22 protein-coding genes and 1 pseudogene are annotated in these 24,220 nt (G+C 69.0%); 17 read left to right on the top strand and 6 right to left on the bottom strand.

The window, feature by feature from the left end; all coding sequences use genetic code 11:
• Positions 1 to 59: 59 nt before the first annotated feature.
• Together CLV49_RS08775 and CLV49_RS08770 are read right to left on the bottom strand one after the other, a co-directional pair.
• On the bottom strand, positions 60 to 1,169 hold the full coding sequence (locus CLV49_RS08775; RefSeq protein WP_106563205.1) for a heparan-alpha-glucosaminide N-acetyltransferase domain-containing protein: 1,110 nt from the start codon (positions 1,167 to 1,169) through the stop codon (positions 60 to 62).
• A 93-nt stretch (positions 1,170 to 1,262) separates the two neighbouring features.
• Positions 1,263 to 3,518: a glycoside hydrolase family 3 C-terminal domain-containing protein gene (locus CLV49_RS08770; RefSeq protein WP_106563204.1), complete on the bottom strand. Its 2,256-nt coding sequence runs from the start codon at positions 3,516 to 3,518 to the stop codon at positions 1,263 to 1,265.
• Between the two features lie 124 nt (positions 3,519 to 3,642).
• Here CLV49_RS08770 and CLV49_RS08765 point away from each other — a divergent pair, with 124 nt between their 5' ends.
• Positions 3,643 to 4,212 (top strand): TetR/AcrR family transcriptional regulator, encoded by a 570-nt coding sequence (locus tag CLV49_RS08765; protein ID WP_106563203.1) that lies wholly within the window; start codon positions 3,643 to 3,645, stop codon positions 4,210 to 4,212.
• A gap of 117 nt (positions 4,213 to 4,329) precedes the next feature.
• On the opposite strand, the gene rocD is transcribed toward CLV49_RS08765, so the two are convergent.
• The gene (gene rocD / locus CLV49_RS08760; RefSeq protein ID WP_106563202.1) at positions 4,330 to 5,589 is read right to left on the bottom strand and encodes an ornithine--oxo-acid transaminase; all 1,260 of its coding nucleotides are present in this window, start codon (positions 5,587 to 5,589) and stop codon (positions 4,330 to 4,332) included.
• A complete protein-coding gene (gene ddaH, locus CLV49_RS08755; RefSeq protein ID WP_106563201.1) occupies positions 5,586 to 6,443 on the bottom strand; it encodes a dimethylargininase in 858 nt (285 codons plus the stop codon). Before ddaH ends, rocD begins: the two co-directional genes overlap by 4 nt.
• 229 nt (positions 6,444 to 6,672) lie before the next feature.
• Here ddaH and CLV49_RS08750 point away from each other — a divergent pair, with 229 nt between their 5' ends.
• From CLV49_RS08750 to CLV49_RS08705, 11 genes and pseudogenes are all read left to right on the top strand, one after another.
• Positions 6,673 to 7,110: an Lrp/AsnC family transcriptional regulator gene (locus CLV49_RS08750; protein WP_106563200.1), complete on the top strand. Its 438-nt coding sequence runs from the start codon at positions 6,673 to 6,675 to the stop codon at positions 7,108 to 7,110.
• 1,119 nt (positions 7,111 to 8,229) lie between these two features.
• On the top strand, positions 8,230 to 9,180 hold the full coding sequence (locus tag CLV49_RS18170) for a hypothetical protein (protein ID WP_127054372.1): 951 nt from the start codon (positions 8,230 to 8,232) through the stop codon (positions 9,178 to 9,180).
• A 127-nt stretch (positions 9,181 to 9,307) separates the two neighbouring features.
• Positions 9,308 to 10,354, top strand: a complete 1,047-nt coding sequence (locus CLV49_RS08745) for a phosphodiester glycosidase family protein (RefSeq protein ID WP_106563199.1) — start codon at positions 9,308 to 9,310, stop codon at positions 10,352 to 10,354.
• A 3-nt stretch (positions 10,355 to 10,357) separates the two neighbouring features.
• On the top strand, positions 10,358 to 10,696 hold the full coding sequence (locus tag CLV49_RS08740) for a glycosyltransferase (RefSeq protein ID WP_106563198.1): 339 nt from the start codon (positions 10,358 to 10,360) through the stop codon (positions 10,694 to 10,696).
• Between the two features lie 15 nt (positions 10,697 to 10,711).
• Entirely contained in the window at positions 10,712 to 11,485 is a 774-nt protein-coding gene (locus CLV49_RS08735; RefSeq protein WP_106563197.1) for a GtrA family protein, read from the top strand.
• A gap of 153 nt (positions 11,486 to 11,638) precedes the next feature.
• A pseudogene (locus tag CLV49_RS18565) lies at positions 11,639 to 11,902 on the top strand (GNAT family N-acetyltransferase); the annotation flags it as partial.
• 199 nt (positions 11,903 to 12,101) lie between these two features.
• A complete protein-coding gene (locus CLV49_RS08725; protein ID WP_106563196.1) occupies positions 12,102 to 13,076 on the top strand; it encodes a hypothetical protein in 975 nt (324 codons plus the stop codon).
• Positions 13,073 to 13,441, top strand: coding sequence for a GntR family transcriptional regulator (locus tag CLV49_RS08720; RefSeq protein WP_424978567.1), 369 nt, complete (start codon positions 13,073 to 13,075; stop codon positions 13,439 to 13,441). The genes CLV49_RS08725 and CLV49_RS08720 overlap by 4 nt, the downstream gene beginning before the upstream one ends.
• 145 nt (positions 13,442 to 13,586) lie before the next feature.
• Positions 13,587 to 14,612, top strand: a complete 1,026-nt coding sequence (locus CLV49_RS08715; RefSeq protein WP_106563195.1) for an alpha/beta fold hydrolase — start codon at positions 13,587 to 13,589, stop codon at positions 14,610 to 14,612.
• 60 nt (positions 14,613 to 14,672) lie between these two features.
• Positions 14,673 to 15,224, top strand: a complete 552-nt coding sequence (locus CLV49_RS08710; RefSeq protein ID WP_106563194.1) for a VOC family protein — start codon at positions 14,673 to 14,675, stop codon at positions 15,222 to 15,224.
• Positions 15,217 to 16,071, top strand: a complete 855-nt coding sequence (locus tag CLV49_RS08705; protein WP_106563193.1) for a MerR family transcriptional regulator — start codon at positions 15,217 to 15,219, stop codon at positions 16,069 to 16,071. Before CLV49_RS08710 ends, CLV49_RS08705 begins: the two co-directional genes overlap by 8 nt.
• Here CLV49_RS08705 and CLV49_RS18615 read toward each other — a convergent pair.
• Positions 16,068 to 16,832 (bottom strand): FadR/GntR family transcriptional regulator, encoded by a 765-nt coding sequence (locus tag CLV49_RS18615; RefSeq protein WP_106563192.1) that lies wholly within the window; start codon positions 16,830 to 16,832, stop codon positions 16,068 to 16,070. The two genes, CLV49_RS08705 and CLV49_RS18615, sit on opposite strands and share 4 nt — an antisense overlap.
• Before the next feature lie 32 nt (positions 16,833 to 16,864).
• Positions 16,865 to 18,052, bottom strand: a complete 1,188-nt coding sequence (locus CLV49_RS08695; RefSeq protein WP_208019806.1) for a mandelate racemase/muconate lactonizing enzyme family protein — start codon at positions 18,050 to 18,052, stop codon at positions 16,865 to 16,867.
• A gap of 140 nt (positions 18,053 to 18,192) precedes the next feature.
• Here CLV49_RS08695 and CLV49_RS08690 point away from each other — a divergent pair, with 140 nt between their 5' ends.
• From CLV49_RS08690 to CLV49_RS08670, 5 genes are all read left to right on the top strand, one after another.
• Positions 18,193 to 18,975, top strand: coding sequence for an SDR family NAD(P)-dependent oxidoreductase (locus CLV49_RS08690; RefSeq protein ID WP_106563190.1), 783 nt, complete (start codon positions 18,193 to 18,195; stop codon positions 18,973 to 18,975).
• A gap of 115 nt (positions 18,976 to 19,090) precedes the next feature.
• Positions 19,091 to 20,416, top strand: a complete 1,326-nt coding sequence (locus CLV49_RS08685) for an ABC transporter substrate-binding protein (protein WP_106563189.1) — start codon at positions 19,091 to 19,093, stop codon at positions 20,414 to 20,416.
• Positions 20,416 to 21,369 carry a carbohydrate ABC transporter permease gene (locus CLV49_RS08680; protein ID WP_106563188.1) on the top strand — a complete coding sequence of 318 codons (954 nt, stop codon included), beginning with the start codon at positions 20,416 to 20,418 and terminating at the stop codon, positions 21,367 to 21,369. The genes CLV49_RS08685 and CLV49_RS08680 overlap by 1 nt, the downstream gene beginning before the upstream one ends.
• Positions 21,366 to 22,205: a carbohydrate ABC transporter permease gene (locus CLV49_RS08675; RefSeq protein ID WP_106563187.1), complete on the top strand. Its 840-nt coding sequence runs from the start codon at positions 21,366 to 21,368 to the stop codon at positions 22,203 to 22,205. Before CLV49_RS08680 ends, CLV49_RS08675 begins: the two co-directional genes overlap by 4 nt.
• On the top strand, positions 22,202 to 24,172 hold the full coding sequence (locus CLV49_RS08670; protein WP_106563186.1) for an alpha-galactosidase: 1,971 nt from the start codon (positions 22,202 to 22,204) through the stop codon (positions 24,170 to 24,172). Before CLV49_RS08675 ends, CLV49_RS08670 begins: the two co-directional genes overlap by 4 nt.
• The last annotated feature ends 48 nt before the right edge of the window (positions 24,173 to 24,220 follow it).

Genomic DNA, 24,220 nt, shown 5'->3' with positions numbered 1-24,220 from the left:
CGGCGCACATCGATCGGCCGGGGGCATCGCCTCCGGCCGATCGGCGTTTCGGCGTCAGCTCAGCGCGGAATGCTCTCGCGCGGCGGCCCGAATGCCGCCCGCGTCGAGATGACGTTCACGATGCGCTCGATCGGGCCACGGCCGAGCGTGAGCCGCCACAGCGGACAGAGTACGAGCGCCGTGAGGGCGAACCAGCCCCAGGCGCAGCCGCTCGGCTCCTCCGGGAACAGCAGCGCATAGGCGACCACGTGGATCGAGTAGGTGCTGAGCGCCGTCGCCCCGATCGACTCCACGGGGAAGAGCACGGGGCGGGCTCGGCGGGCGATCAGCAGGCACACACCGATCACGAGCGCGGCGATACCCGACGACCCCACGATCTCGAACGTCGTCCCGGAGTGCGCCTCCATGCCGAGGAGGAGCGACCAGTCGGGTTCGGCGATCGCCCCGGGCACGCCGGGATAGGAGAAGGTCAGGTCGGCGGCGTCCGGGTCGGTCGTCGCGATGCCGAACCCGTAGCCGGCCACGGCGAGCGCCAGTCCCACGAGGGCGAGGCGCACGGCGACCGCGCGGGAGCCGAGGTCGAGCCGGCCGAGTCCCATCCCGAACCAGAGGAACGACATCCACGCGATCACGGGATAGCCACCCGTGACGAACAGTTCGACGAGCAGGTTGTCGTCCGCCACCCCGTACGCGCCGGCCACGGTCGCGAGGAGCAGCACGATCGGCGGCGCCACGATCGCCCACACCCCGGCGAGGACGAAGAGGGTGCGCGCCCGCAGCCCGAGCATGGGAACGGCGAGGAGGAACATGACGGCGTAGTACTCGAGGATCACGATGATGTTCGTGCCGAGCGCGGTCAGCCCCACGCCGATGAGGAAGATGAGCAGCGCGCGAACGGTGATCCGCACCCGCGCACGGGCCCGCATGTCGTCGGCGTCCTCGCGATCCGCGTAGCGCGTCCGCCCCCCGGAGAGGAGCGAGACCGAGATGCCCGCGAGCACGGCGAACAGGATCGACGAGCGGCCGTGCACGATCGCGCCCCACGTCGACGGATCCGCGAGCACGAGATCGTCGGGAGCCCCCAAGTGGGCGCCGAACATGCCCAGCACGGCGAGTCCGCGGGCGACGTCGAGCCCGAGGACGCGCGATGGGTCCGCGATCGCTCTCACGCACCCACCCTAAAGCCGTGAGGTGTCACGAAAGGTCGTTCGACCTGGGCGTCGACCGACCGATTGCGACACCTCACGGGAGGTGGAGCGTGATCAGGAGTTGGCGGACGCCACGAGCGAGTCGAGGCCGTCGGCGTCCAGGGGGCTGCCCGGGAACGACGCGATGCGCTCGAGCGGCATGGAGCCGAGCATCTTCACGGTCTCGGGATCGGAGAGCATCGAGGACATCACGCTGCCCGGAGCCGAGTCGATCGCCGACTGAAGAAGCTGGCCGCCGCGGGGGTGGTCGAGCCACTCCTGCACCGTCGAGTCCGTGCCGAGCGGGACTCGGAGGTCGTCGCCCGCGAGACCGATCGTGGCACTCCCGCGGATGTCCCGGCTCGACGCACCCACCTCCACGACGTACTCGCCGCCCTCGACGGTCCACTGGCCGACCTGCGGGTGGAAGTACGCGAGGTCGTCGTGCACGATGTCGAGCGTGACGGTCTCCGTCTCACCCGCAGCGATCTCCACGACGGTGAACGCCGACAGCGAGCGGATCGCCCGCGTCACCGCGGAACCGGGGAGCCCCGTGTAGACCTGGACGACCTCACGTCCGTCGCGCGAACCGGTGTTCGTGACCGCGACGCTCACGCGGATCCCGCCCTTGTGCTCTGCGGCCTCGACGGCGCCGTAGGAGAACGTCGTGTACGACAGCCCGTGGCCGAACGGGAACGCCACCTCGGTGCCCTTGGCGTCGAAGCCGCGGTACCCCACGAAGATGTCCTCGCCGTAGCGCACGTGACCGAACTCGCCGGGGAAGGTCAGGTGCGACGGGCTGTCCTCGAGGCGCACGGGCACGGTCTCGGTGAGGCGACCGGACGGGTTCACCGCACCGAAGAGCACGTCGGCCACGGCACCGCCGCCCGCCTGGCCGAGCAGCCAGCCCTCGACGATCGCGGGCACGCGGTCCTGCCAACCGGACGTGCGCACGACGCCGCCGTTCGACAGCACGACGACGACGTTGCGGTTCACGTCGAGCACGGCCTCGAGGAGCGCGGTCTGCTCGGCGGGGAGCTCGATGTGGCTGCGGTCGAAGCCCTCCGATTCCTCCTCCGCGGGAAGGCCGAGGAAGAGGAGTACGACGTCGGCGCCCGTCGCGACGGTGACGGCCTCGTCGCGGAGCGTGTCCGCGTCTGTCGAGGTGCCGTCCGGTGCGCCGGCGAGCGCGAAGCCCGGGGCGAAGGTCACGCGTTCGCCCGCGACCGCTCGGATCTCATCGAGCGCGTTGTCGAGCCGCGTGGGGTTGATGAGGGAGCTGCCGGCACCCTGGAATCGGGGCGTGCGCGCGAACTCGCCGACCACCGCGATGGCCCCGGAGCCCGACGCATCGAGCGGGAGGGCCTCGCCCTCGTTGCGGAGGAGGACGATGCTGCGGCCGGCGGCCTCACGGGCGAGGGCGTGGTGCGCGTCCACGTCGTAGGTCGCGTCGGGGTCGGCTCCGGCCACGATGCGGTCGACGAGCTCGACGGCGCGGCGTGCGGACGTGGTCACGTGGGCCTCGTCGAGGCGTCCGTCACCGACAGCGGCGACGAGCTCGGCGTCGGTACGGCCACCGCTCGACGGCATCTCGAGGTCGAGGCCGGCGGCGACCCCCGCGACCCGGTCGTTCACGGCGCCCCAGTCGGAGACGACGAGGCCGCCGAAGCCCCACTCGTCGCGCAGCACCGTGGTGAGCAGCCACGGGTTCTCCGACGCGTACACGCCGTTGATGCGGTTGTACGAGCACATGACCGTCCAGGGCTGCTGCTCCGTGACCACGCGCTGGAACGCGCGCAGGTAGATCTCGCGGAGGGGGCGCTCGTCCACGTCGGCGCTCACACGGAGGCGGTCGGTCTCCTGGTTGTTGGCGGCGAAGTGCTTGAGGGAGGCGCCCACGCCCTGGCTCTGGATGCCGCCGACGAGAGCCGAGCCCATCACACCGGAGACGAGCGGGTCCTCGGAGAAGTACTCGAAGTTGCGGCCGCACAGCGGCGAGCGCTTGATGTTGATGCCCGGGCCGAGGAGCACGCCGACCTTCTCCGCGCGGGCCTCCTCGCCGAGAGCCACGCCGACGCGGCGGACGAGCTCGCGGTCCCAGCTCGATCCGAGCGCGACGGCCGGCGGGAAGCACGTGGTGGGAACGCTGTCCGCGAGGCCGAGGTGGTCGCCACCCTCGCGCTGTTTGCGGACGCCATGCGGTCCATCCGTGAGCATGACCGACGGGATGCCGACGCGATCCACCGCCTTCGTCGTCCAGAAGTCGGCGCCGCTCGTGAGCGATGCCTTCTCCTCCAGTGTCAGGTCGTCGAGGCGTTCGCTGTGGCTCATGGTTCCCGTCCATTCCCGGCGGCGTCCCTGCCGTCCGTCCAAAAACCATACAACGCTCGGGTTTGGCGGACAAGGCTTCGCGGACCGTGGTCCCTGACAACTCGCTGTGGCCTAGCATCGAGACATGGCTGAGCGGGGGTCGTACGCGAAGGGCGTCGCGCGTCGGGAGGAGATCCTCACGGCGGCGCTCGACGTCTTCTCCCGCGAGGGCTACCGCGGCACCTCCCTCCGCGAGGTGGCGAAGCAGGTGGGCGTGAGCCTCCCCGGACTCATGCACTACTTCGAGTCCAAGGAGCACCTGCTCACGGCGATCCTGCAGAAGCGCGACGAGGTGGACGGCGAATCCCTCCCCTCGACGGGCGACTTCCTGGACACGCTCATCAGGATCATGCGGCACAACCGCGACGTGCCCGGCCTCGTTCAGTTGTTCATCACGCTCGCCGCCGCCGCCGAGGATCCGGCGCACCCGGCGCACCCGTTCTTCGTCGACCGCTACGCGGCCGTCCTCCCGACCCTCGCCGGGTCCATCCGGGACCGCCAGGACGCCGGAACGGCGCGCGCGGACCTCGATCCCGAGCACATCGCGCGAGTGCTGGTCGCCCTCGCGGACGGCATCCAGATCCAGTGGGCGCTCGACCGCTCGGTCGACATGGCCGGTGACATCGAGCGACTCTGGGCCCTCTTCGAGGTCTGACCCTCCGCCGCTACCCCGCGGCGTGCGGACTCCGGTCCCCTCCCGGAACCTGCAGACGACGAAAGCCCGCACGTCCGCCGAGTGGTTCTGCGGATGCGCGGGCTTTCGGAGCCGGCCCTACGGGGCGTCGGTCGGGGCGGGCGACAGGTCGTCGAGGACCGCGGCGAGCTGCTCGACCACCCAGTCGATGTCCTCCTCGGACACGACGATGGGCGGCGCGAAACGGATCGTGGACCCGTGCGTGTCCTTCACGAGCACGCCGCGCGCCATGAGCGCGACGCACACGGCGCGACCCGTCGCGAGCGCCGGATCGATGTCGACGCCGGCCCACAGACCGGCTCCGCGCACCGTGACGACGCCGCGACCGATGAGGCCCTCGAGACCCGCGTGGAGGCGGGCGCCGAGCACGCGTGCGCGCTCCTGCATCTCGCCCGTCGCGAGCATCCGCACGACCGCGAGACCCACGGCCGCCGCGAGCGGGTTGCCGCCGAACGTGGAGCCGTGCTCACCCGGGCGCAGCACACCGACGATGTCGCGGTTGCCGACGACGGCCGACACGGGGACGATGCCGCCGCCGAGCGCCTTGCCGAGTAGGTAGAGGTCGGGCTCCACACCCACGAGGTCGCACGCGAACGTGGCGCCCGTGCGGCCGAGGCCCGACTGGATCTCGTCCGCGATGAAGAGCACGTTGTGCTCCGTGGTGATGCTGCGCACGGCCGGCAGGTAGTCGGCGGGCGGCACGACGATGCCGGCCTCTCCCTGGATCGGCTCGATGAGCACCGCGACGGTGTTCTCGTCGATGGCCGCGGCGAGCGCCTCGGCATCGCCGTAGGGAACGGACCGGAAGCCGGGCGTGAACGGCCCGAAGCCCGCGCGGGCGGTCTCGTCGTCCGAGAAGCTGATGATCGTGGTGGTGCGTCCGTGGAAGTTGCCGTTCGCCACGATGATGTTCGCCTGGCCGTCGGCCACGCCCTTCACGCGGTAGCCCCACGCACGGGCGAGCTTGATGCCCGACTCCACGGCCTCCGCTCCCGTGTTCATCGGGAGGACCATGTCCTTGCCGGCGAGCGCGGCGAGCTCCGTCGCGAACGCACCGAGCTGGTCGTTGTGGAAGGCGCGGCTCGTGAGCGTGACGCGGCCGAGCTGCTCCGTGGCGGCCGCCACGAGCGTCGGGTTCGAGTGCCCGAAGTTCACGGCCGAGTAGGCGGCGAGGCAGTCGAGGTAACGGTTGCCCTCCACGTCGGTGACCCACGCGCCCTCCGCCGTCGCGGCGACGACGGGGAGCGGGTGGTAGTTGTGCGCGACGTGCTCGTCCTCGAGGGCGAGCACGGCCTCCGTGGCCGTGCCGGTGGCCGCGGCCTGGCCGACGGCGCTCATCGGCGGAGCTCCAGCGTGCAGCACTTCACGCCGCCGCCGCCGAGCAGCAGCTCGGAGAGGTCGACGCCGATCGGGTTGTAGCCGCGCTCGCGCAGCTGCTTCTCGAAGCCGACCGCGCGCTTCGCGATGACCACGTTGTAGCCGTCGGAGATGGAGTTGAGGCCGAGGATGGACGCGTCCTCCTCGCTCACGAGGATGGCGTCGGGGTAGCGCTCCTGCAGGATGGCGAGGCTCGGCGCGTCGAAAGCGCTCGGGAGGTACGCGATGTTCGCGTTCGCGTCGCCCGCGAGCGGATCGAGCACGGCGATGGCGGTGTCGAGGTGGTAGAACGACGGGTTCGTGAGCGTGAGCGACACGACCTCGCGGCCGTAGATCGAGGCGACCTCGGCGTGGCTGTTCGAGGCGCTGCGGAAGCCGGTGCCGGCGAGGATCACGTCGCCGACGAGGAGGAAGTCGCCCTCGCCCTCGTTGATCTCCTGGGGCTCGCGCACGTCGAAGTCGTTCTCGCGGAACCAGTCCATGAACGCGGGGCCCTCGGGCTGGCGCTGCGGGTAGGTGAAGCTCGCGCCGTACGCGACGTTGCCGATGACGAATCCGCCGTTGGCCGTGTAGACCATGTCGGGCAGACCGTCGATCGGGTCGATGAGGTGCACGGTGTGGCCGAGCGAGACGTACGTGTCGTAGAGCGTCTGCCACTGGGCGACGGCCTTCGCCGTGTCGGTCGGCTTGGCCGGCTCCATCCACGGGTTGATCTTGTAGACGACCGTGAAGAAGTCCGGCTTGCACATGAGGTAGGTACGCGGAGTGGCCGTGCGCTCCGGCGTCGTGGCGGTGGTCGTGGTGGTGTCGGTCATCGTGTCTCCTGGGCCGGCGCGTCGCGCCGCCGGTGCGTCGTGGCCGCGAGGCCGGTGCGTGGACGGGGGACGGCGGACCAGGTCGCTCTCTCGAACCCCGCGGAGGCGGGACGCCACTTCCAGTGTGGCACAGAGGCTCCCGGAGCCGAGGTGTGCTGGACGCACGAAATCACCGATTCGTGACGTCCGATTGCAACGAATCGCTGCCGTTGCCCGCTAGCCTGATCGGATGGACAACCTGGACCGTGGAATCATCGACCTCCTCCGCCAGAACGCCCGTGCGAGCTACGGCGACATCGGCGGGGTGGTGGGGCTCTCCGCCTCGGCCGTGAAGCGCCGAGTCGACCGCCTCGTGGCCGACGGCGTGATCCGCGGCTTTACCATCCAGGTCGACCCGACGGTCGACGGCTACAACACGGAGGCGTACGTCGAGCTCTTCTGCCGCGGCACCGTGGCGCCCGACGAACTGCTCCGCATCCTCTCCGGCGTTCCCGAGGTGGTCGACGCCGGCACCGTCACGGGCAGCGCCGACGCGATCGTCCACATGCGCGCCCGCAGCATCCCCGCCCTCGAGGACGCCCTCGAGAAGGTGCGCATCGCGCCCAACGTGGACCACACCCGCAGCGCGATCGTGCTGTCGCGGCTCATCCACCGCACGCACGACTGACGGGCAACGTTCGCCGCGCGTCGTCGTTGTGTCGAGTACACGGCCGAGGTACTTTCATTTCATTCCGATTTTCACTTCGCATCGAAAAGAGTCTGATAATGAAATTACGGCTTTATCTTCCGAAGTCTGCGGATCGATATCAAGAGGGCATTCGACGCTTGCCCGAACTGGAGCTTGTGCATGCACCGGCAGATGCATCGATCGAGGTTAGGGGGGACCGCAGGCCTCTCTGGATTCTCGAGAGTACGTCTGCATTGCCGCCGCGTCTTAGCTCAGCGATACCTTCGGGATGGATCGGACTCATAATTGGTCGAGCCATTCCACAAAATCTTCGGGAGCAGCTCGAACTCGAGGGGATCGGCTGGTGGGACTTACGTGGCGGGATTCACGTAGAGATTGGCCAAACCCTCATTCACATCGATCGAACTGCAGTGCGAGGGTCTGCGGCACCCAAATCGCAGGACAGGAAGCTGGGGCCTGCCGGTACCCGCGCGGTACAACTCATGCTCGCCCATCCATCCAGCGAGCTTTGGGGAGTTAGCGAACTCTCGGCCCAGGCAGACCTCTCGATCGGTCAGGCACACAACGTGCTTTCACTTCTCGAGCAACGCGGTTTCGTCAAAGCAATAGGCCGCGGATCGAGCAGGAGACGGCTTCTCGAGGACCGCCCTGGCATGCTCGAATGGCTCAGAGCCGGTGAAAGTCGACTCAGGATCCCCACCCCCGCCCCAACATTCCTTTACGCGCGCAACGACGTGGACCTCGCCACTAAATTCGCCGAGCGTGCCTCAGCCGCCCAAGTTCGGTATGCCGTCACGTCAACTCTTGGAGCTCGTCTTCGCGGTACCCCGGTGACCACCTCGGTCGTCACCCGCATTCGAGTCGATGCGAAAGACCCTCGATCAGTCATGGACCAGTTGGGACTCGAAAAGCTAGGCGGAGATGGGGCAGAAGGAGGCGCAAATCTCGAGTTGTGGGCTGACACGGGGCGAGTAGGCGTTCACGGCTCCTCGCGGATCAATGGCGTCATGGTCGCTCCAGAGGTCCGAATCTGGCTAGATCTTGTCCGACAAGGCGGCCGCTATGAGGACGCCTCGGACCTCCTGAAGGAAAAGATTCTTGACAGAGCCTAATGGAACCGAAATCTCGGCCTACGACCCGGACACAACCGAGCTGATAGTCGCAGAAGCGGCGGATATCCTCCGCTCGGCCGGTTTCACCAGTTCCCACATGGTGATCATCGGAGGTCTTGTCCCAACCCTCCTCGTCCCGGTGCTCGATCCAGACACAGAGCCGCATATCGGAACTGCTGATATCGACATCTGCCTAAGTCTCGCGCTCATCGACGGCCGAACGGAGGAATACGAGCGGCTGGAGACAGTACTTCGACGTCTTGACTTCGAACCAGCGGACAGTTCTTTCCGCTGGGTCCGGGCAAAGTATCCGAGAATAACTCTCGAGTTCTTCTGCCCCGCAGCCGATGGGAGACCAGCCGGACAGATGCACCGGCCCAAGGCTCTCACCAACCCGACCGGTAAACACAATCTTGGCGGCCAGCTCTCTGCCCTGGCATTGGACGCCGGTGCCCTCATGACAACCGACGTCGAGGTCGTCGCCCGGACCATAGAACTTCCCCGAGGTAAGGGGACCATCGAAATGGACCTTCGCGTGACCGGCCCTTTGGCATTCCTAGCGGCGAAGGCGGATGCCATCAGGCAGCGGGACAAGCCTAAAGATGCATACGACATCATTTGGTTACTCGAGAGTTGGCCAGGCGGCGCGGCTGGCGCAGCCCGAAGCTTCGCTGCACGGCCGGCGTACTCCGCTGAGGTGAGGGAAAGTATCAAGCAGCTAGGTGACTTGTTCGCCGATGTCGATTCGGTGGGAGCGCGTAGCTATGCCCAATTCGTCTCGCAACCAGGCGGCCAGGACCGTGCGGCACGCCAAGCCCAGGGGGCGGTCGCAGAATTCTTGAGCGCGTTACCCGAAATTCCTGGCGAGGTAGTGACGCAGTCAGCAGAGTTCCTAGAACCTGACCCACCGAGTGTGATCGAGACAAGTGAACATTGACGCGCCCCTCGGCATGGATTGGCACCGCAAGACCCCTGACGCAGCCATACGGAACACATAGGGAACGCTCACCACCGCTGCGGCTTCCCGCTGCGGGAGGGCTAGGTTCGCTGCGTAGTCCTGGAACATGACCTCCTCGACCCCGTCCCCCGGAACGGATCCGGCCGCACCCGAACCCACCGACGCCGCGGCATCCGGTGTCCGCACGTCTCGTCGTCGACGGCCCCGATCGCGCCGAAGGCGCAACATCCTGATCGGCTCGGCCCTCGTCGTCACGCTCACACTCGGCGGCGGCACTGCCTGGGCGCTCGACCGCTTCGTCATCCCCCACGTGGAGATCTCGGACGTCTCCGCGTACGAGGCCGCGCAGTCCTCGGTCAGCTCGGACTCCGGCTCCGCGAGCGAGACCAATGCCAGCACGACCGACACGAGCTACACCTCCGACGACACGTCGGTCCAGATCTCCACCGTCACGACGGGGAGCGGCGACAGCACCGTCACCTACTACGTGGCGGACGTGACCCTGACCGACGCGACGACCCTCCGGTCGGCGTTCGCGAACGACCAGTTCGGCGAGAACATCACGGAGAACACGTCGGCGATCGCCGAGGACAACGACGCGATCTTCGCCATCAACGGCGACTACTACGGGTTCCGCGACACGGGCATCGTGATCCGCAACGGTGTCGTCTACCGCGACGAGGGCGCCCGCGATGGGCTCGCCTTCTACACGGACGGCACGGTGGAGGTCTACGACGAGACCACGACGACGGCCGACGAGCTCGTCGCCGACGGCGTGTGGAACACGCTCTCCTTCGGTCCCGCGATCGTCGAGGACGGCGAGATCGTCGACGGGATCGAGGACGTCAAGGTCGACACGAACGTCGGCAACCACTCCATCCAGGGCGATCAGCCCCGCACGGCGGTCGGCGTGATCGACGACAACCATCTCGTCTTCGTCGTCGTCGACGGGCGCAGCCCTGGCTACAGCAAGGGCGTCGACCTGACCGAACTCGCGGAGATCATGCAGGGCCTCGGCGCCACCACCGCGTACAACACCGACGGCGGCGGGTCCTCGACCATGTACTTCAACGGCTCGCTCGTGAACGATCCGCTCGGCACCGGGGAGGAACGCGGCACGTCCGACATCCTCTACATCGCGGACGGGAGCTGAGCCGTGATCGTCCTCATCCCCTCGTTCCAGCCGGACCGGCGACTCGTCGGCCTCGTCGACGACCTCCTCGCCGCCGATTGCTCGCTCACGATCCTGATCGTCGACGACGGCAGTGGTCCGGACTACGCATCCGTCTTCGCGGAGGCGCGCGAGCACGGCGCCGAGCTCATCGGCACCACCTCGAACCACGGCAAGGGCCACGCCCTCAAGCTCGGCTTCCGCCACGCGCTCGTGCACCACCGCGGCGAGGACGTCGTGTGCGCCGACAGCGACGGGCAGCACCGCGTGGACGACATCCTCCGGGTCGCGGAGCGGGTCCTCGCCGAGTCGGACGTGCACTAAACGCGTCCCGCGATCGTGCTCGGCGGACGGCGCTTCGTCGGCGACGTGCCGCGACGGAGCCGCTTCGGGAACGCCGTCTCGCGCCACCTCTTCTCCGCGACGACCGGCGGCGACGTGCACGACACGCAGACGGGCCTCCGCGGCTACCCGGCCGAGCTGCTCGGCTGGCTGCTCGAGGTGCCCGGTGAGCGATTCGAGTACGAGCTCACGACGCTCGTGCGGGCGCAGGCGTCCGGACACCGCATCGTGGAGGTGCCGATCGACACGGTGTACCTCGACGAGAACGCATCGTCGCACTTTCGACCCGTCGTCGACTCGGTGCGCGTCATGCTCCCCATCGCGGCGTTCGCACTCGTGGGGCTCCTGTCGTTCGTCATCGATGTGGCTGCCCTGCAGGCGCTCGACACGCTGACCGGTTCGCTCCTCGTGGCCGTCGTGGGCGCCCGCGTGCTCAGCGCGACGATGAACTTCCTGCTCAACCGACGCCTCGTGTTCCGCGCGGGAACGGCCGGCGGGATCCGGCGTCAGGCGCTGCGCTACGGTGCGCTCGCGCTCGTGCTGCTGGGCGCGAGCTATCTCTTGATCGCGGCGCTGACGGGCCTCGGCGTGGGTCTCATTCCGGCGAAGATCGTCGCCGAGGTGACCCTCTTCGCCGTGAGCTACGCGGTGCAGCGGGGGGTCGTGTTCGCGGGCCGCCGCGGGCGGGCGACCGCGCCGGACGTCGCGACGTCGGCGCACGACCGAGCGCCGGCCCCGGCGACCACGACGGGAGGGCGACCGAGGCCGTAGCGTGGTCGCATGGCGGACAGACACGGGGTGCGGACGGAGTGGCGCGGGCGGATCGCGGACGACGAGCTGAACGCGCTGCACGCCGAGGCCTTCGGGCACGAGGTCTAGGGCGCCGACTGGGTCGCTCGACTCGAGCGGTTCAGTGTCGGGTGGGTCGTGGCGCGCGACGAGGGCGGGCTCGTGGGCTTCGTGAACGTCGCGGGCGACGGCGGCGTCCACGCCCTCCTGCTCGACACGTGCGTCGCGACGCGGGCACGGGGACGCGGTATCGGTGCGGAGCTCGTTCGCGCCGCGGTGGACGGCGCTCGCGCGGCGGGGTGCGAATGGCTTCACGTCGACTTCACCGAGGATCTCGCGCCGTTCTACCGCGATGCGTGCGGCTTCCGACCGACGGCGGCGGGGCTGCTGGCGCTCTGAGAGAGAGTCCACTGGCCGTGCGGCTGGCGAGGCCACCGAGGAGCGTCGATCGCCTGGCGGGCCCTCGGCACGGTACGAATATTGTACTGAGGGTTGTGTCACACACTTTGTATTGATACGTTGTTTGTACCAACACAGAATGTCGGCGCCGGCATCACCGCCGCCCGGATCCCCGGGCCGATCGAAGGAGAAGATCCCCATGAACGCTCAAGCGTGGATCTATGTCGTCATCGGGTACGCGCTCGTCCTGGCGGCCGCACCGTACGGCTTCGCCCGCACCGAGACCGCCCGCCGCAAGGCCGTCGACCGTCTCGCCAAACGCATCGACCTCGCCGTCCCCACCTCGCCCATCGAGGACGAACGGATCGGCCTGCGCCTCGCGGTGCGCGAACGCTACATCGCGGTGGGCGGGGGCATCGGACTGATCGTCGCGATCCTCGCCACGCTCTTCCTGCCCGGGTTCGATCAGAACAACTTCTCGCTGCTCGGCATCTTCATCCTCTCGCTCACCGGAATCGGTGTCGGGGCCGGGCTCAGCGCGCTGCGCACCACCCGCGAGCTGCCGAGCGACGTGCCACGCATCGCGCGTCTGTCCTCGCCGACGATGAGCGACTACCTCATCGGCCTCGAGTACCGCGGTGCCATCGTCACCGTGATCGCCGGCGCTCTCGTCACCGCGATCGTGATCCCTCTCGGCTTCGCCTTCGCGGAGCTCACGTGGGACCGTGCGATCCTCCCGATCGTCGTCGCGATCCTCGCGATCGGCGCCCTCATCGGCACGCTCGCCATCTCGCGGTCCATCCTCGACCGCGGTCAGCGCGCCGGCTCGGTCCTCGAGCTCGCCTGGGACGACGCCATCCGCTCGACCGCCCTGCGCGACCTCATCACCGTGCCGCTCGCGTTGGGATTCGCCGCGGCCTTCGTGCCGCTCGTGACGGTCATCACCGGTGCCCGTATCGTGCAGCCCACGACGAGTGCGGACAACCTCCTCACCCTCGTCGCCCTCGGGGCTATCGCCCTCTTCGCTCTGATCGGCGTCATCGTGGCGATCGTGGTACTCGCATCCAGCCCGCAGCGGCACTACCGGCGCCGCCTCTGGCCGACGCCCGCCGGCAACGCGGCGACCACCGCTCCGGCCCCGACCACCGCCGGAACGGAAGGGGACGTCCGATGATGCTCCTCATCGATCCCGCCTCGGCGACGGCGCCGTTCGAGCAGCTGCGCACCCAGATCGTCGATGCCGTCCGGTCCGGCGCGCTCGTCGCCGGCACGAAACTCCCCACGGTGCGCAAGCTGGCCGACGACCTGGGGCTCGCGCCCGGCACCGTCGCCCGCGCCTACCGCGAGCTGGAGCGCGACGAGGTGATCGAGACGCGCGGACGCCACGGCACCTTCGTCGCGGCGACGGGCGACCCCACCCAGCGCCAGGCCCAGGCCGCGGCCACCGCGTTCGCCGATCGGGCCCGTCAGCTGGGCCTCACCCCCGACGACGCGCTCGGCTACGCCCGCGCCGCGCTCGGCCTCCCAGCCCCCTCCTGACCCGCCCTCCCCCTCACACCCCACCCCTCGACATGCAGCTTTCGAGCGTCTTTACGCCGATGTACCGGCGGAAGGACGCTCAAAAGCTGCGTGTGGGCGAGGGGGGAAGCGTGTACGACGCAGATGGGTAGGGCAGAGTGAGGGGATGGAACGGGAGAGGGAGAGCCCCGGGCGCACGTCCACGGACGTGACCGTGCGGCGTGTCCGGGCGGGGAAGACGTTCGTGCGCGTGAACACGATCGGCACGAGCGGCGACCGCCCCTTCCTCCTCGTGCCCGGCATCGGTGTCTCGTCCGACTACTTCGAACGCCTCGCCCCCAACCTCAACCGCTTCGGCCCCGTCCACGCCGTCGACCTCCCCGGGTTCGCGGGCGTCCCTCACCCCGGGCGGGCGATGAGCATCCGGGAGTACGCCAACCTGCTCGGGCGCGTCATCGACGAGCTGGAGCTCGACGACCCCGTGATCGTCGGGCACTCGATGGGAACCCAGGTCGTCACCGACCTCGCCGCACGCCGACCCGGACTCTCGACCATCGTGCTCATCGGCCCCGTCGTGAACCCCGCCGAACGACGCGTCCTCACACAAGCGGCGCGCTTCCTCCAGGCCAGCTGGTTCGAGCCCGGCCGCGTGAAAGCGCTCGCGATCGGTGCATACGCGGTGTGCGGATTCCGGTGGTTCTCGCGGATCCTGCCGCGCATGATGCGATTCCCGATCGAGCAGGCGCTCCCCCACGTGCGCGCCCACACGCTCGTAATCCGTGGAGAGCACGACTACGTCGCCCCGCGCGACTGGGTGGAGCGCATCGGCGAGCTGCTGCCGTCCGCCCGACTCTGGGAGATCCCGGGAGCCGCCCACTCGGTGATGCACGCGCACGCCCCCGAGGTCGCGCGCCTGTGCGTCGAGCACGCGGAGCAGCCCGTGCTCGGCGACGGCGATGTGCGGCTCCGCCATTTCCCCGACGAGGACATCGAGGAGGGCACGGCCCCCAAGCCGTCGTTCTCCGACGCGGTGAAAGCACTGCGCGCGCGGTTCCGGGAGACGATCGCCGTGGCGCAGGACGATGACGCGGCGCTCGCGGCGGCGAAGACCGAGCACGCCGAGGCCATGCAGTCGGCACACGACCGGGCGGTCGCCGATCAGAACGACGCGGAGAAGAACGAGAACGACTGACGGCCACCCGTCGCACCGCGGGCTTGACCCTCACGCCGCGTGAGGGCCGATCGTGGACGCATGAGTGACTACTACGACGCCTTCGAGGTGAGCCCCGTACCCGTTCCCGGTCCCGATGCCGTCGCACCCGAACCCTTCCGCGGCATCTACGGCATGCCCGCATTCGTGACCGTCCCGACCACCGATCTGACTGCATCCGTCGACTTCTGGACGCGAGGGCTCGGATTCTTCGAGCTGTTCGCCGTGCCCGGTCGGCTCGTGCACCTGCGCCGGTGGGCGTTCCAGGACGTCCTGCTCGTTCCCTCCGAGACCGCGACCGACGCCCCTCCGGCGATGAGCGTGAGCTTCGCGTGCGTCCTGGACCAGCTCGATCCGGTCGTCGACGCCTGCCGCTCCCTCGGATCAGGAACGGTCGGCGACGCGCACGACACACCCTGGAACACGCGCGACGTGGAGGTCATCACCCCGGAGCGGACACGGGTCGTCTTCACGGCCGCGAAGCCGTTCGACCCGGCGAGCGCCGCGGCGAGGAACCTCGAGGCCATGGGCATCACCCCGTCGGACTCCGGTGCGGGGGGCAACGGTGTCGAGAACAATGGGGACCATGACTGACGAGACCGACGACGAGGAGCTGACGGTCGGCCGGGCCGCCACGCGCCTCGGTGTGACCGTGCGGGCGCTGCACCACTGGGACGAGATCGGTCTCGCGCAGCCCTCGTCGCGCTCGATCGCGGGCTACCGGCTCTACACGGGTAGCGACATCGAGCGGCTGAGCCGCATCATCGTCTATCGCGAGCTCGGCCTCGACCTCGAGGCGATCGGGAGCGTGCTGGACGACCCTGACACGGACGTCGTCGCCGCCCTCGAGGCCCAACGGGCCGGTCTCGCCGAGAGGATCGAGCACCTCTCCTCCCTGAGCGTGTCGCTCGACCGTATGATCGAGGCGCACACGCGCGGACTCCTCCTCACCGAGGACGAGCAGCGCGCGGCGCTCGGCCCCGGATGGGACCCGCAGTGGCCGGCCGAGGCACGCCGGCGCTACGGCGACACGACCCCGTGGCGCCAATACGCGGAGCGGTCGGCGTCTCGTACACCAGCGGACTGGCAGGCCGTCGCGGAGACGAACGCCGCGTTCGAGCGGGCTCTCGCGGAGGCGATGGAGGCCGGGATCGCTCCCGGCAGCCCCGAGGCGAACGCCCTCGTCGAGCGCCACCGCGAGGTGTTCTCGGCATACTTCCCCGTCTCCCGATCGATGCAGGTGGTTCTCGGCCGGATGTACGAGGCCGATCCCGCCTACGCCGCGCACTACGACGGTGTCCGGCCCGGGCTCGCCTCCTGGCTCCGTCGCGTCATCGACGCCGGTGCCCGCGCTCACGGCATCGACCCCGACACCGCGACCTGGGAGGACGACGCGACGACGGACGACCGGTCGGGATGCGGCCACGCCGCGATCGGCTAGCTCCCGGAGCGCGAGTCCCCCGCGACCTTGCCGAGAGCCTCGATGAGAGCGCTCTTCCCGTCGAGCACCACGGCGAGCATCGCGTCGGCGGCCCCGGACGCGTCTCCGAGGTTGATCGCGTCGTAGACGGCCGCATGCTCGGCCGCGTCCGACCCGAAGTCCACCTCGTCGTCGCCGTGCTCGGCCGCGCGCTGCTGCACGCTGAAGCTCACGTACATGAAGTCGGCCACGAGCCGACCGAACCGCTGCAGGAGCATGTTGTGCGACGCGCCGTACACGGCCATGTGGAACTCGACGTCGCTCGCGGCGTAGCCCGCGTGGTCGTGCGCCGACCGCCCCATCTCCGCCTGTGCCGCCTCGATGCGGTGAAGGTCGGCCATGGTCGCGCGGCCGGCGGCGAGACGCGCGGCCGCCGGCTCGAGGACCTGCCGCAGCTCCACGAGGTCGCGCATGATCGGCTCGCCCATGCCTTGCGCGTAGAACCAGCCGAGCAGGTCGCTGTCGAACGTGTTCCACAGCTCGCGGGGACGCACGCGGGTGCCCACTTTCGGCCGGATCTCGATGAGCCCCTTGGCCGAGAGAACCTTCATGGCCTCCCGCACCGACGTGCGGCTGACGCCGTACTCCTCCACGAGTCGGTCCTCGCGCGGGAGGAGTTCCCCCGGAGCGTAACGCCCGCCCACGATGGACTGTCCGATCGCGTCGATCACGCGCCCCTGCAGACCGCGCATGCGGTAGCCGGAGTTGTTCTCGTTGCTCACAGAGTCGAGGCTACCCGCCGAGGTCGGAGTGCTCACGGTCGCACCATCTCCGGACTCACGAACACGGTGTCGCCGTCGACCGTGATCTCCACATCGCGGAGATAGGGATGCACCGCGGCGAGGTCCACGTCGACGCCGAGGCCGGGTGCATCCGGCACATGGACGAGACCGTCCTGGTCGGGGACGAGGTGCGTCCTCGTGATGTCCTCTGCGAGGCGTTTGGGGTGGGCCGGGTACTCGCAGATGCGATGGTCGGCGAGGCCGGCGTATGGCTGCAGCGACGCCGACAGGGCGAGGTGCGACGTGAAGGTGTGGTTCACATACGTCACGTCGCGGAGCTCGGCGTAGTCGGCGACACGCTTCGCCGCACCGATCCCGCCGATCCGGCCCGTGTCGACCTGGACGAAGCCGACGCCCCCGTAATCGATGAGGTTGCGCGCCATCCGCACGTTGTGGGCGCCCTCTCCTCCCGCGATCCGGAGCGTGGCGGCGAGGGAGGCGAGCTGCGCGTGGGCGGCGTAGGCCTCCGCATGGAACGGCTCTTCGAGCCAGGTGGCCCGGACATCCTGTAGCGCGTCCACGCGCGCCGCCGCCGCATCGACGTCCTCCCCCCAGATCTGACCGGCGTCGACGAGCAGGATGCCGTCGGGACCGACCGCCTCCCGGGCCGCGTGGAGGTGGTCGATGTCGGCGGCCACCGTGCCCGCGCCGAATGCCCCCCACCCGAACTTCACGGCGCGGAAGCCGCGTTCGAGCGCAGACCGGCCCTGCGCGATCGTCTCGTCCGGCGTCCGCCCGAAGAGCATCGACGCATAGGGTGTCTTCGCATGCGCGGCCGTGTAGCCGAGCAGGCGCCACACGGGTTCCTCCCGGATACGACCGAGGAGATCCCAGAGCGCCATCTCGATGCCGGAGAAGGTGTGGGGCGCCTGCAGCAGGTCCATGCTGTTGCGCGCCACGAGCGCGGCGATGCGCGCGATGTCGGCCTGCCCGTCGACGTGCTCCCCGAGCACGGACGCAGACACCGGCTGGCACACGCCGTGGGACGCCGGAGCGACGAAGGCGGCGATGGATGTGAGAGGCGACGCCTCGCACTCGCCCCAGCCCACGTGATCGCCCGCCACGACCCGCACGAGCAGGGCGTCCTGGCTGCCGTCCGCCTCGTCGGTGATCTCGGGCATGCTGGCGTAGAAGAAGTCGACGGCGTCGATCCGGGGCATCATCGTCCTCTCACGGAATTTTCCTCAAACATAGTATGAAAGCGCCGAGTATGGGTATGCTCGGCTCAGATGCAGCGATGGCGATCCCATCTCGGCAGGCTCACATCAGACCAAAGGTGTTCATTCGCGAAGGAGCGAGGATGTCCATCCCGTCCAGGACCGCACTCGTCACGGGTGCCGCCAGCGGCATCGGTGCGGCGATCGCCGCCCGTCTGACGCGATCGGGCCACTCCGTGGTGCTCCTCGACATCGACGCGCAGGGCCTCGAGCGACGGATCTCCGAACTCGCCGCCGCCGGCGGCAGGGCCAGCGGCATCGTCGCCGACCTCGCCGACGTCGGACGGCCGGACGTCGCGGCCGCGCTCGTCTCCCGCATCCGGGAACACGTCTCGACCCTCGACGTGCTCGTGAACGCCGCCGGCATCGCCGAGACCGGCTCCACCGCCGACCTCGACATGGCGTCGTACCGCCGCGTGCTCGACGTGAACCTCGACGGCATGGTGGCCCTCACCGTCGCCCTCCTGCCGCTCCTCCGTGACTCGTCGTCGGCCCGCGTGCTCAACATCGGGTCGGTCCAGGGCCAGACGAGCGCGGTCGACACCCTCGCCTACGCCACGAGCAAGGGAGGCGTCCACGCCTTCACTCGCAGCCTCGCCGTCGATCTCGCGGCCGACGGGATCCTCGTGAACGCGCTCGCTCCCGGGTTCGTCGACACCCCGATGGCCCGACTCGCCGACGGGTCCACCGAGTTCGAGACCGGCTGGTTCCAGGACGTCTACGTGCGTCACGGTCGCATCCCCCTGCGCCGGCCGGCGCAGCCCGACGAGATCGCAGCGGCCGCCGAGTTCTTCGTCTCCCCGGACAACACGTACGTCACCGGTCAGGTCGTCGCGGTCGACGGTGGCCTGGGGGCGACGTTCTGATGGGGACAGCGCAGCCTTCGTCCGAATTTGATCGATCAATTCCCCGTCCACCCTCACGACCCGCCCCCACACCCGACCCTCAGACGATCATCGTCACCCTGAAAGGACACAGCACATGACCATGAGACGAGCCGCGGCCGCCATCGCCGCGACGGGCCTCGTCGTGGCCGGCCTCGCCGGCTGCGCACCCTCCTCCGAGAGCGCCGACGGCGATGTCACGCTCACGATCTGGGACAACGGACTGCTCTCGAAGAAGGCGGAGGACGGCAGTGTCGACGAGGACAACTCCTTCCTCCATCGCGTCGCCGCCGACTACGAGGACGACAACCCCGGCGTCTCGATCGACATCGTGCAGCTCTCCGGCGACATCTCGCAGGACGCCGCACAGTTCCAGGCCGCATCGATCGCGAAGAACGGCCCGGACATCCGCGTCGGCTACACGGGCGGCAACACGATCGACTACGCCGATTTCCTCCTCCCGCTCAACGACACCTTCTCCGACGAGACCGTCGCCGACCTGAGTGGATGGAACACCGTGCGGGCCGGCTACCAGGAGGACGGCGACCTGCTCGGGCTGCCCTACGGCGGCGGTTCCTACTTCTACGTCTTCTACAACAAGGCGATGGTCGAGGAGGCCGGCCTCGACCTGTCGACACCGCCCGCCACCTGGGAGGAGCTGCTCGACGACGGCCAGCAGGTGCTCGACGAGACCGACTACACGCCGTTCTGGACCACGAACCAGGAGGGCTACAGCGGCGCCTGGATCGTCGCGGCGCTCGCCGGCGGCCTGCTCGGCCCCACCGCGTTCACCGACATGTTCAACGGCGACATCCCGATCGACGACCCCGCGATGGTCGAGGCCTACGAAGCGTACGCCGACCTCTTCTCGCGCGGCCTCACGAACCCCGACGCCGGCAGCCTCGGCAACTCGGAGCTCCTCACGGGCTTCCTGCAGGGCAACGGGGCGTTCATGGTCTCGGGCTCGTGGGAGAACAGCGCGATGTTCGACGCCGTCGGCGACGACATGGGCGTGTTCCCCATCCCGATGCTCGAAGACGCGGAGTACCCGAGCACAATCGCGGGTGGCCCGAACGTGTCCCTCTCGATCACGAACTACTCGGAACACCAAGAGGAGGCGCAGGACTTCCTGAACTACCTCGCCGAGCCGTCGACGATCGACCTGTACGTGGAACTCAACCAGACGGAGGCGTCGAACTCGGCGCAAGCCGACCCGTCGGTCATCACCAACCCGTACCTGCAGTCGCAGGCCGAGCAGCTCGTGAACGTCGAAGACGTGGTCTACCCGTTCGACAACGTCATGCCGCAGCTCGTCATCGACCTCTTCTACCGGGTGAACGCCACCGTCTTCACAGGCCAGACCACCGCGGAGGACGCGGTCTCGCAGCTGCAGGACGCGTACGAGAGCGAGCAGACGCAGTAATGACCGCCCCCACCCAGCTCGCTCCGGGCGCCGCGCTCACCGCGGCGTCCGGGGCGGCACCCCCACCCCGGCGGCCCGCAGCCGGTTGGCGGCGGCGCGAGCGGATCATCGCGTCCCTCGCCGTGGCCCCGGCGCTCCTGCTCGTGCTCGCATTCATGGCGTACCCCGTGGGCTACGCCCTCTGGATCTCTCTGCATCGCTCGAACGGAGTCCGCTACGAGTGGCTCGGGCTCGGCAACTACATCGACCTCCTCGGGGACCCGCTCCTCCACCAGGTCTTCGTCACGAACCTCCTGTTCCTCGTGGCCGTCCCCCTCGTGATCTTCACGGCCGTGATCTGCGCCGTGCTGCTGCACGAGCGGATCCGCGGGTGGAAGTTCTTCCGCGTTCTCTTCTTCGTGCCGAACGTGCTGTCGACGGCGGTCGTCGGCCTCATGTTCAAGACGCTCTTCTCCTACCGCGGTCCGATCAACGCCGCGATCGTCGCCACGGGCGGACAACCCATCGACTTCTTCAGCCAGGCGGGCACGTCGATCTTCGTGATCGTCATGGCTCTCGTCTGGTCCGGTTTCGGCTACCAGACGCTCATCCTGCTGTCGGGACTCAGCTCGATCAACCCGGAGATGCTCGAGGCGGCGACGATGGACGGCGCCGGGTGGTGGAAGCGGCTCTGGTACATCACGCTGCCGAGCATCCGCGGCGTCCTCGCCCTCGTGACGATCCTCAACGTGCTCTACACGTTCACCTCTCTCTTCGGGTTCATCTTCGTGATGACGGCCGGCGGCCCGGGCTACGACACCACGACCCTCGACTACCTCATCTACACCCTCGCCTTCTCCTCGTCGAACCTCGGCCAGGGAGCGGCGCTTGCCGTGCTCGTGTTCCTCCTCATCGGTGGACTGACGCTCGTGCAGCTCAAGGTGTTCCGGCTCTCGGACGGAGAAGAATCGTGAGCGAGACCAGCTCGACCCTCTCGAAGCGGTCGCGAACGCCGATCTTCCTGGCCCTGTGCCTCGTGGCCGTGTCGATCGCGTTCCCCGTGGTCTTCATCGGGTCGTCGGCCTTCCGCAGCAAGGCCGACTACCTCCTCAACCCGTTCGGTCTGCCGGAGTCGCTCACGCTCGAGAACTTCGTCGCCCTCTGGAACAACTACGGGATCGGCCGGGCACTCGGGAACAGCCTGACCGTCATCGCCGTGGCTCTCACGCTGCAGCTGCTCATCGCCGGGCTCGCGGGCTTCGCGATGGCGAAGCTCCCCGTCCCCGGGGTGAAGTACATCCGTGCCGGCTTCGTCCTCGTCATGCTCGTGCCCGGGCAGGTGCTCATCATCCCGACGTACCTGCTCCTGTCGAACCTCGGACTCGTGGGCAGCCTCCAGGGCCTCATGCTCGTGTACATCGCGACGGGCATGCCGTTCGCGGTGTTCTTCCTCTCCGTCACGTTCCGCACTCTCGATGCGAACGTCCTGGAGGCTGCGCGCATCGACGGCGCCGGATTCTGGCGCACGTTCCTGTCGGTCGCCGTGCCGATGGGCATCCCCGGCATCGCGACACTCGCGGTGCTGCAGTTCCTCGCGATGTGGAACGAGCTCCTGTTCGCCTACATCCTCCTGCCGAACGACCAGTTGCGCCTCCTCACCCCGGCGCTCGCGCAGATCGGCGGTCGGTTCACGAGCGACCAGACCCTCGTCTCGGCCGGACTGATCATCAGCTCCCTCCCGCCGCTCATCCTGCTCGCTCTCGCCTCGCGCTACGTGATGAGCGGGCTCGGCGCGAGCCTCGGACGATGACGCCGCGTCCCGCAGAGCCGATCCTGCTCGACGGGCGTCCGCTCCTCCACCCACTCGCCTCGATCGCGGCCGCCGGCGTGGACCACCACCGCCGCATGATCGAGAGGGGTCCGGACGGCCGGGTGTGGGAGTTCGCGCTCGAGCTGCGCTCCACGGGCTCCGTCGAGCTCTCCGGTCTCGACGCCGTGCGCGCCCGCCTCGACATCGACGACGCGGCTCCGTGGCGCACCCTGTGGTTCACGTCGTCGTGGGGCGCGGAGTTCGCACCGATCGAGGGAGAGCTCGACCTCCCCCTCCGCCTCGGCGTCTCCTCCGGCCGGTCGTCACACGGCATGCACCCGTGGCTCGGACTCACGCGCGCAGGGGCCGCGATGATCGTCTCGCCGGCGTGGAGCGGGAACTGGCACATCTCCATCGACGCCCACGGCCTGCTGACGGCCGGCATCTCTCCGGACGGATTCCGGACCGTCGTCACCCCGGAGGCGCCCGTCGTGGCGCCGCCGGTGTTCGTCGCCGTCGGTTCCGATCTCGATGCCGCCGCCGCCGCGCTCGCTCGCGCCGTCGCCCGTGACGTCGTGCCGCGCTCTCCGGCGAGCGAGGCGATCCCCGTGGAATGGAACCACTGGTGGCCGTACGAGGACGCGGACATCAGCGCAGACGTCTTCCGGCGGAACGCGGTGGTGGCGGCCTCGGTCGGCATCGAGACGGTCACGCTCGACGCCGGCTGGTTCGGGAGGGCGGACGCGGCGAGCGATTGGCAGCGCGAGCGCGGTGACTGGGACGCCGTCAACGGCGCACGCTTCCCGCAGGGTCTGCCGGCGCTCGCAGACGACGTGCGCGCGCTCGGTCTCGACTTCGGCGTGTGGTTGGAGCCGGAGGCCGTCGGGGCCGATGCGCGACTGCGTCGGGAGCGGCCCGAACTCATCGCGGCGCGGCGCTCCCCTGCCCCGGCCTCCCCCTCGATCACGGTGTCGCTCGACCCGCGCGATCCGACCTTCCTCGGCTACGTGTGCCTCGGGTCGCCGCAGGGACGGGACTTCGTGCGCGACACGATCTCCCGCGTGATCACCGATACCGGAGCCCGCTGGCTCAAGCTCGACTTCAACGTGGACCCCGGCGCCGGCTGCGATCGCACCGATCACGGCCACGGCGCGTACGACGGGCTGTACCGCCACTACCGCGGGCTCTACGCGGTCCTCGACGACGTTCGCGCGAGCCATCCGGAGGTGGTCCTCGAGGCGTGCTCCTCCGGCGGGCTGCGCATCGACCTCGGGCTCGCCGCGCACACGCATTGCGCCTTCCTGTCGGACCCCGACTGGACGGAGCACCACCTGCAGGCGCTCTGGGGAGCGAGCCTCATGCTCCCTCCCGTCGCGATGCTGCACTGGTCGTGGTCGCAGTGGCGCGGGGACAACCCGGACCAGGAACGGGACTGGAGCGGCCTGTCGACGTCGGCCTTCGCCGCGATGCTGCGACCGGCCATGCTGCAGCGCTTCGGGGTGTCGATGCGCCTCGAGGATCTGAGCCCCGAGCTGCGCGACTGCCTGCGCGAGCACCTTCGGCTGTACCGCGAGGAGATCGCGCCGCTCGTGCGTGCAGGAGAGCTGAGGCGGCTCACCCCGCCACCGCTCCGTGGAGGCGGGGGCGAGAGGGTCCCCGCGTTCCAGCTGAGCGACGGTGACCACCACGTCGTCGTCGGCACCGTGCTGCCAGGTGGCACGACGCCTCGCCGTCAGCGCGTCGATGGCCTGGACCTCGACCGCGACTATCGCATACGGAACATCGACGCCGGCAGCGAGGCGGTCGTCTCGGGTGCACGTCTCGGCCGCGAAGGCGTCGCCGTCGACCCCGGTGCGGAGTCGTGGGTCCTGCTGGTGGAGGCCGTCCGATCGCCCGTAGCCAGCGGGGACGCACCTGATACACCCGAACTGGGGGCGCTTGTCCCCCCTTCGCCCGACAGAATTTAAGGTGAGTCCCCAGTAACGTTCAAGCAGATGGTATTTCCCAAGTAGCGG

Source organism: Labedella gwakjiensis, assembly GCF_003014675.1.
GTDB lineage: Bacteria > Actinomycetota > Actinomycetes > Actinomycetales > Microbacteriaceae > Labedella > Labedella gwakjiensis.
This window is presented reverse-complemented; position numbering and strand designations above follow the sequence as displayed.

Excerpts from the sequence above, each read along its gene's own strand:
- CLV49_RS08685 (WP_106563189.1), top strand. The coding sequence starts at position 19,091 with ATGACCATGAGACGAGCCGCGGCCGCCATCGCCGCGACGGGCCTCGTC.
- CLV49_RS08720 (WP_424978567.1), top strand. The coding sequence starts at position 13,073 with ATGATGCTCCTCATCGATCCCGCCTCGGCGACGGCGCCGTTCGAGCAG.
- CLV49_RS08770 (WP_106563204.1), bottom strand. The coding sequence starts at position 3,518 with ATGAGCCACAGCGAACGCCTCGACGACCTGACACTGGAGGAGAAGGCA.
- CLV49_RS08690 (WP_106563190.1), top strand. The coding sequence starts at position 18,193 with ATGTCCATCCCGTCCAGGACCGCACTCGTCACGGGTGCCGCCAGCGGC.
- CLV49_RS08765 (WP_106563203.1), top strand. The coding sequence starts at position 3,643 with ATGGCTGAGCGGGGGTCGTACGCGAAGGGCGTCGCGCGTCGGGAGGAG.
- CLV49_RS08680 (WP_106563188.1), top strand. The coding sequence starts at position 20,416 with ATGACCGCCCCCACCCAGCTCGCTCCGGGCGCCGCGCTCACCGCGGCG.
- ddaH (WP_106563201.1), bottom strand. The coding sequence starts at position 6,443 with ATGACCGACACCACCACGACCACCGCCACGACGCCGGAGCGCACGGCC.
- CLV49_RS08750 (WP_106563200.1), top strand. The coding sequence starts at position 6,673 with ATGGACAACCTGGACCGTGGAATCATCGACCTCCTCCGCCAGAACGCC.
- CLV49_RS08745 (WP_106563199.1), top strand. The coding sequence starts at position 9,308 with ATGACCTCCTCGACCCCGTCCCCCGGAACGGATCCGGCCGCACCCGAA.
- rocD (WP_106563202.1), bottom strand. The coding sequence starts at position 5,589 with ATGAGCGCCGTCGGCCAGGCCGCGGCCACCGGCACGGCCACGGAGGCC.
- CLV49_RS08695 (WP_208019806.1), bottom strand. The coding sequence starts at position 18,052 with ATGCCCCGGATCGACGCCGTCGACTTCTTCTACGCCAGCATGCCCGAG.
- CLV49_RS08715 (WP_106563195.1), top strand. The coding sequence starts at position 13,587 with ATGGAACGGGAGAGGGAGAGCCCCGGGCGCACGTCCACGGACGTGACC.
- CLV49_RS08670 (WP_106563186.1), top strand. The coding sequence starts at position 22,202 with ATGACGCCGCGTCCCGCAGAGCCGATCCTGCTCGACGGGCGTCCGCTC.
- CLV49_RS08710 (WP_106563194.1), top strand. The coding sequence starts at position 14,673 with ATGAGTGACTACTACGACGCCTTCGAGGTGAGCCCCGTACCCGTTCCC.
- CLV49_RS08705 (WP_106563193.1), top strand. The coding sequence starts at position 15,217 with ATGACTGACGAGACCGACGACGAGGAGCTGACGGTCGGCCGGGCCGCC.
- CLV49_RS08725 (WP_106563196.1), top strand. The coding sequence starts at position 12,102 with ATGAACGCTCAAGCGTGGATCTATGTCGTCATCGGGTACGCGCTCGTC.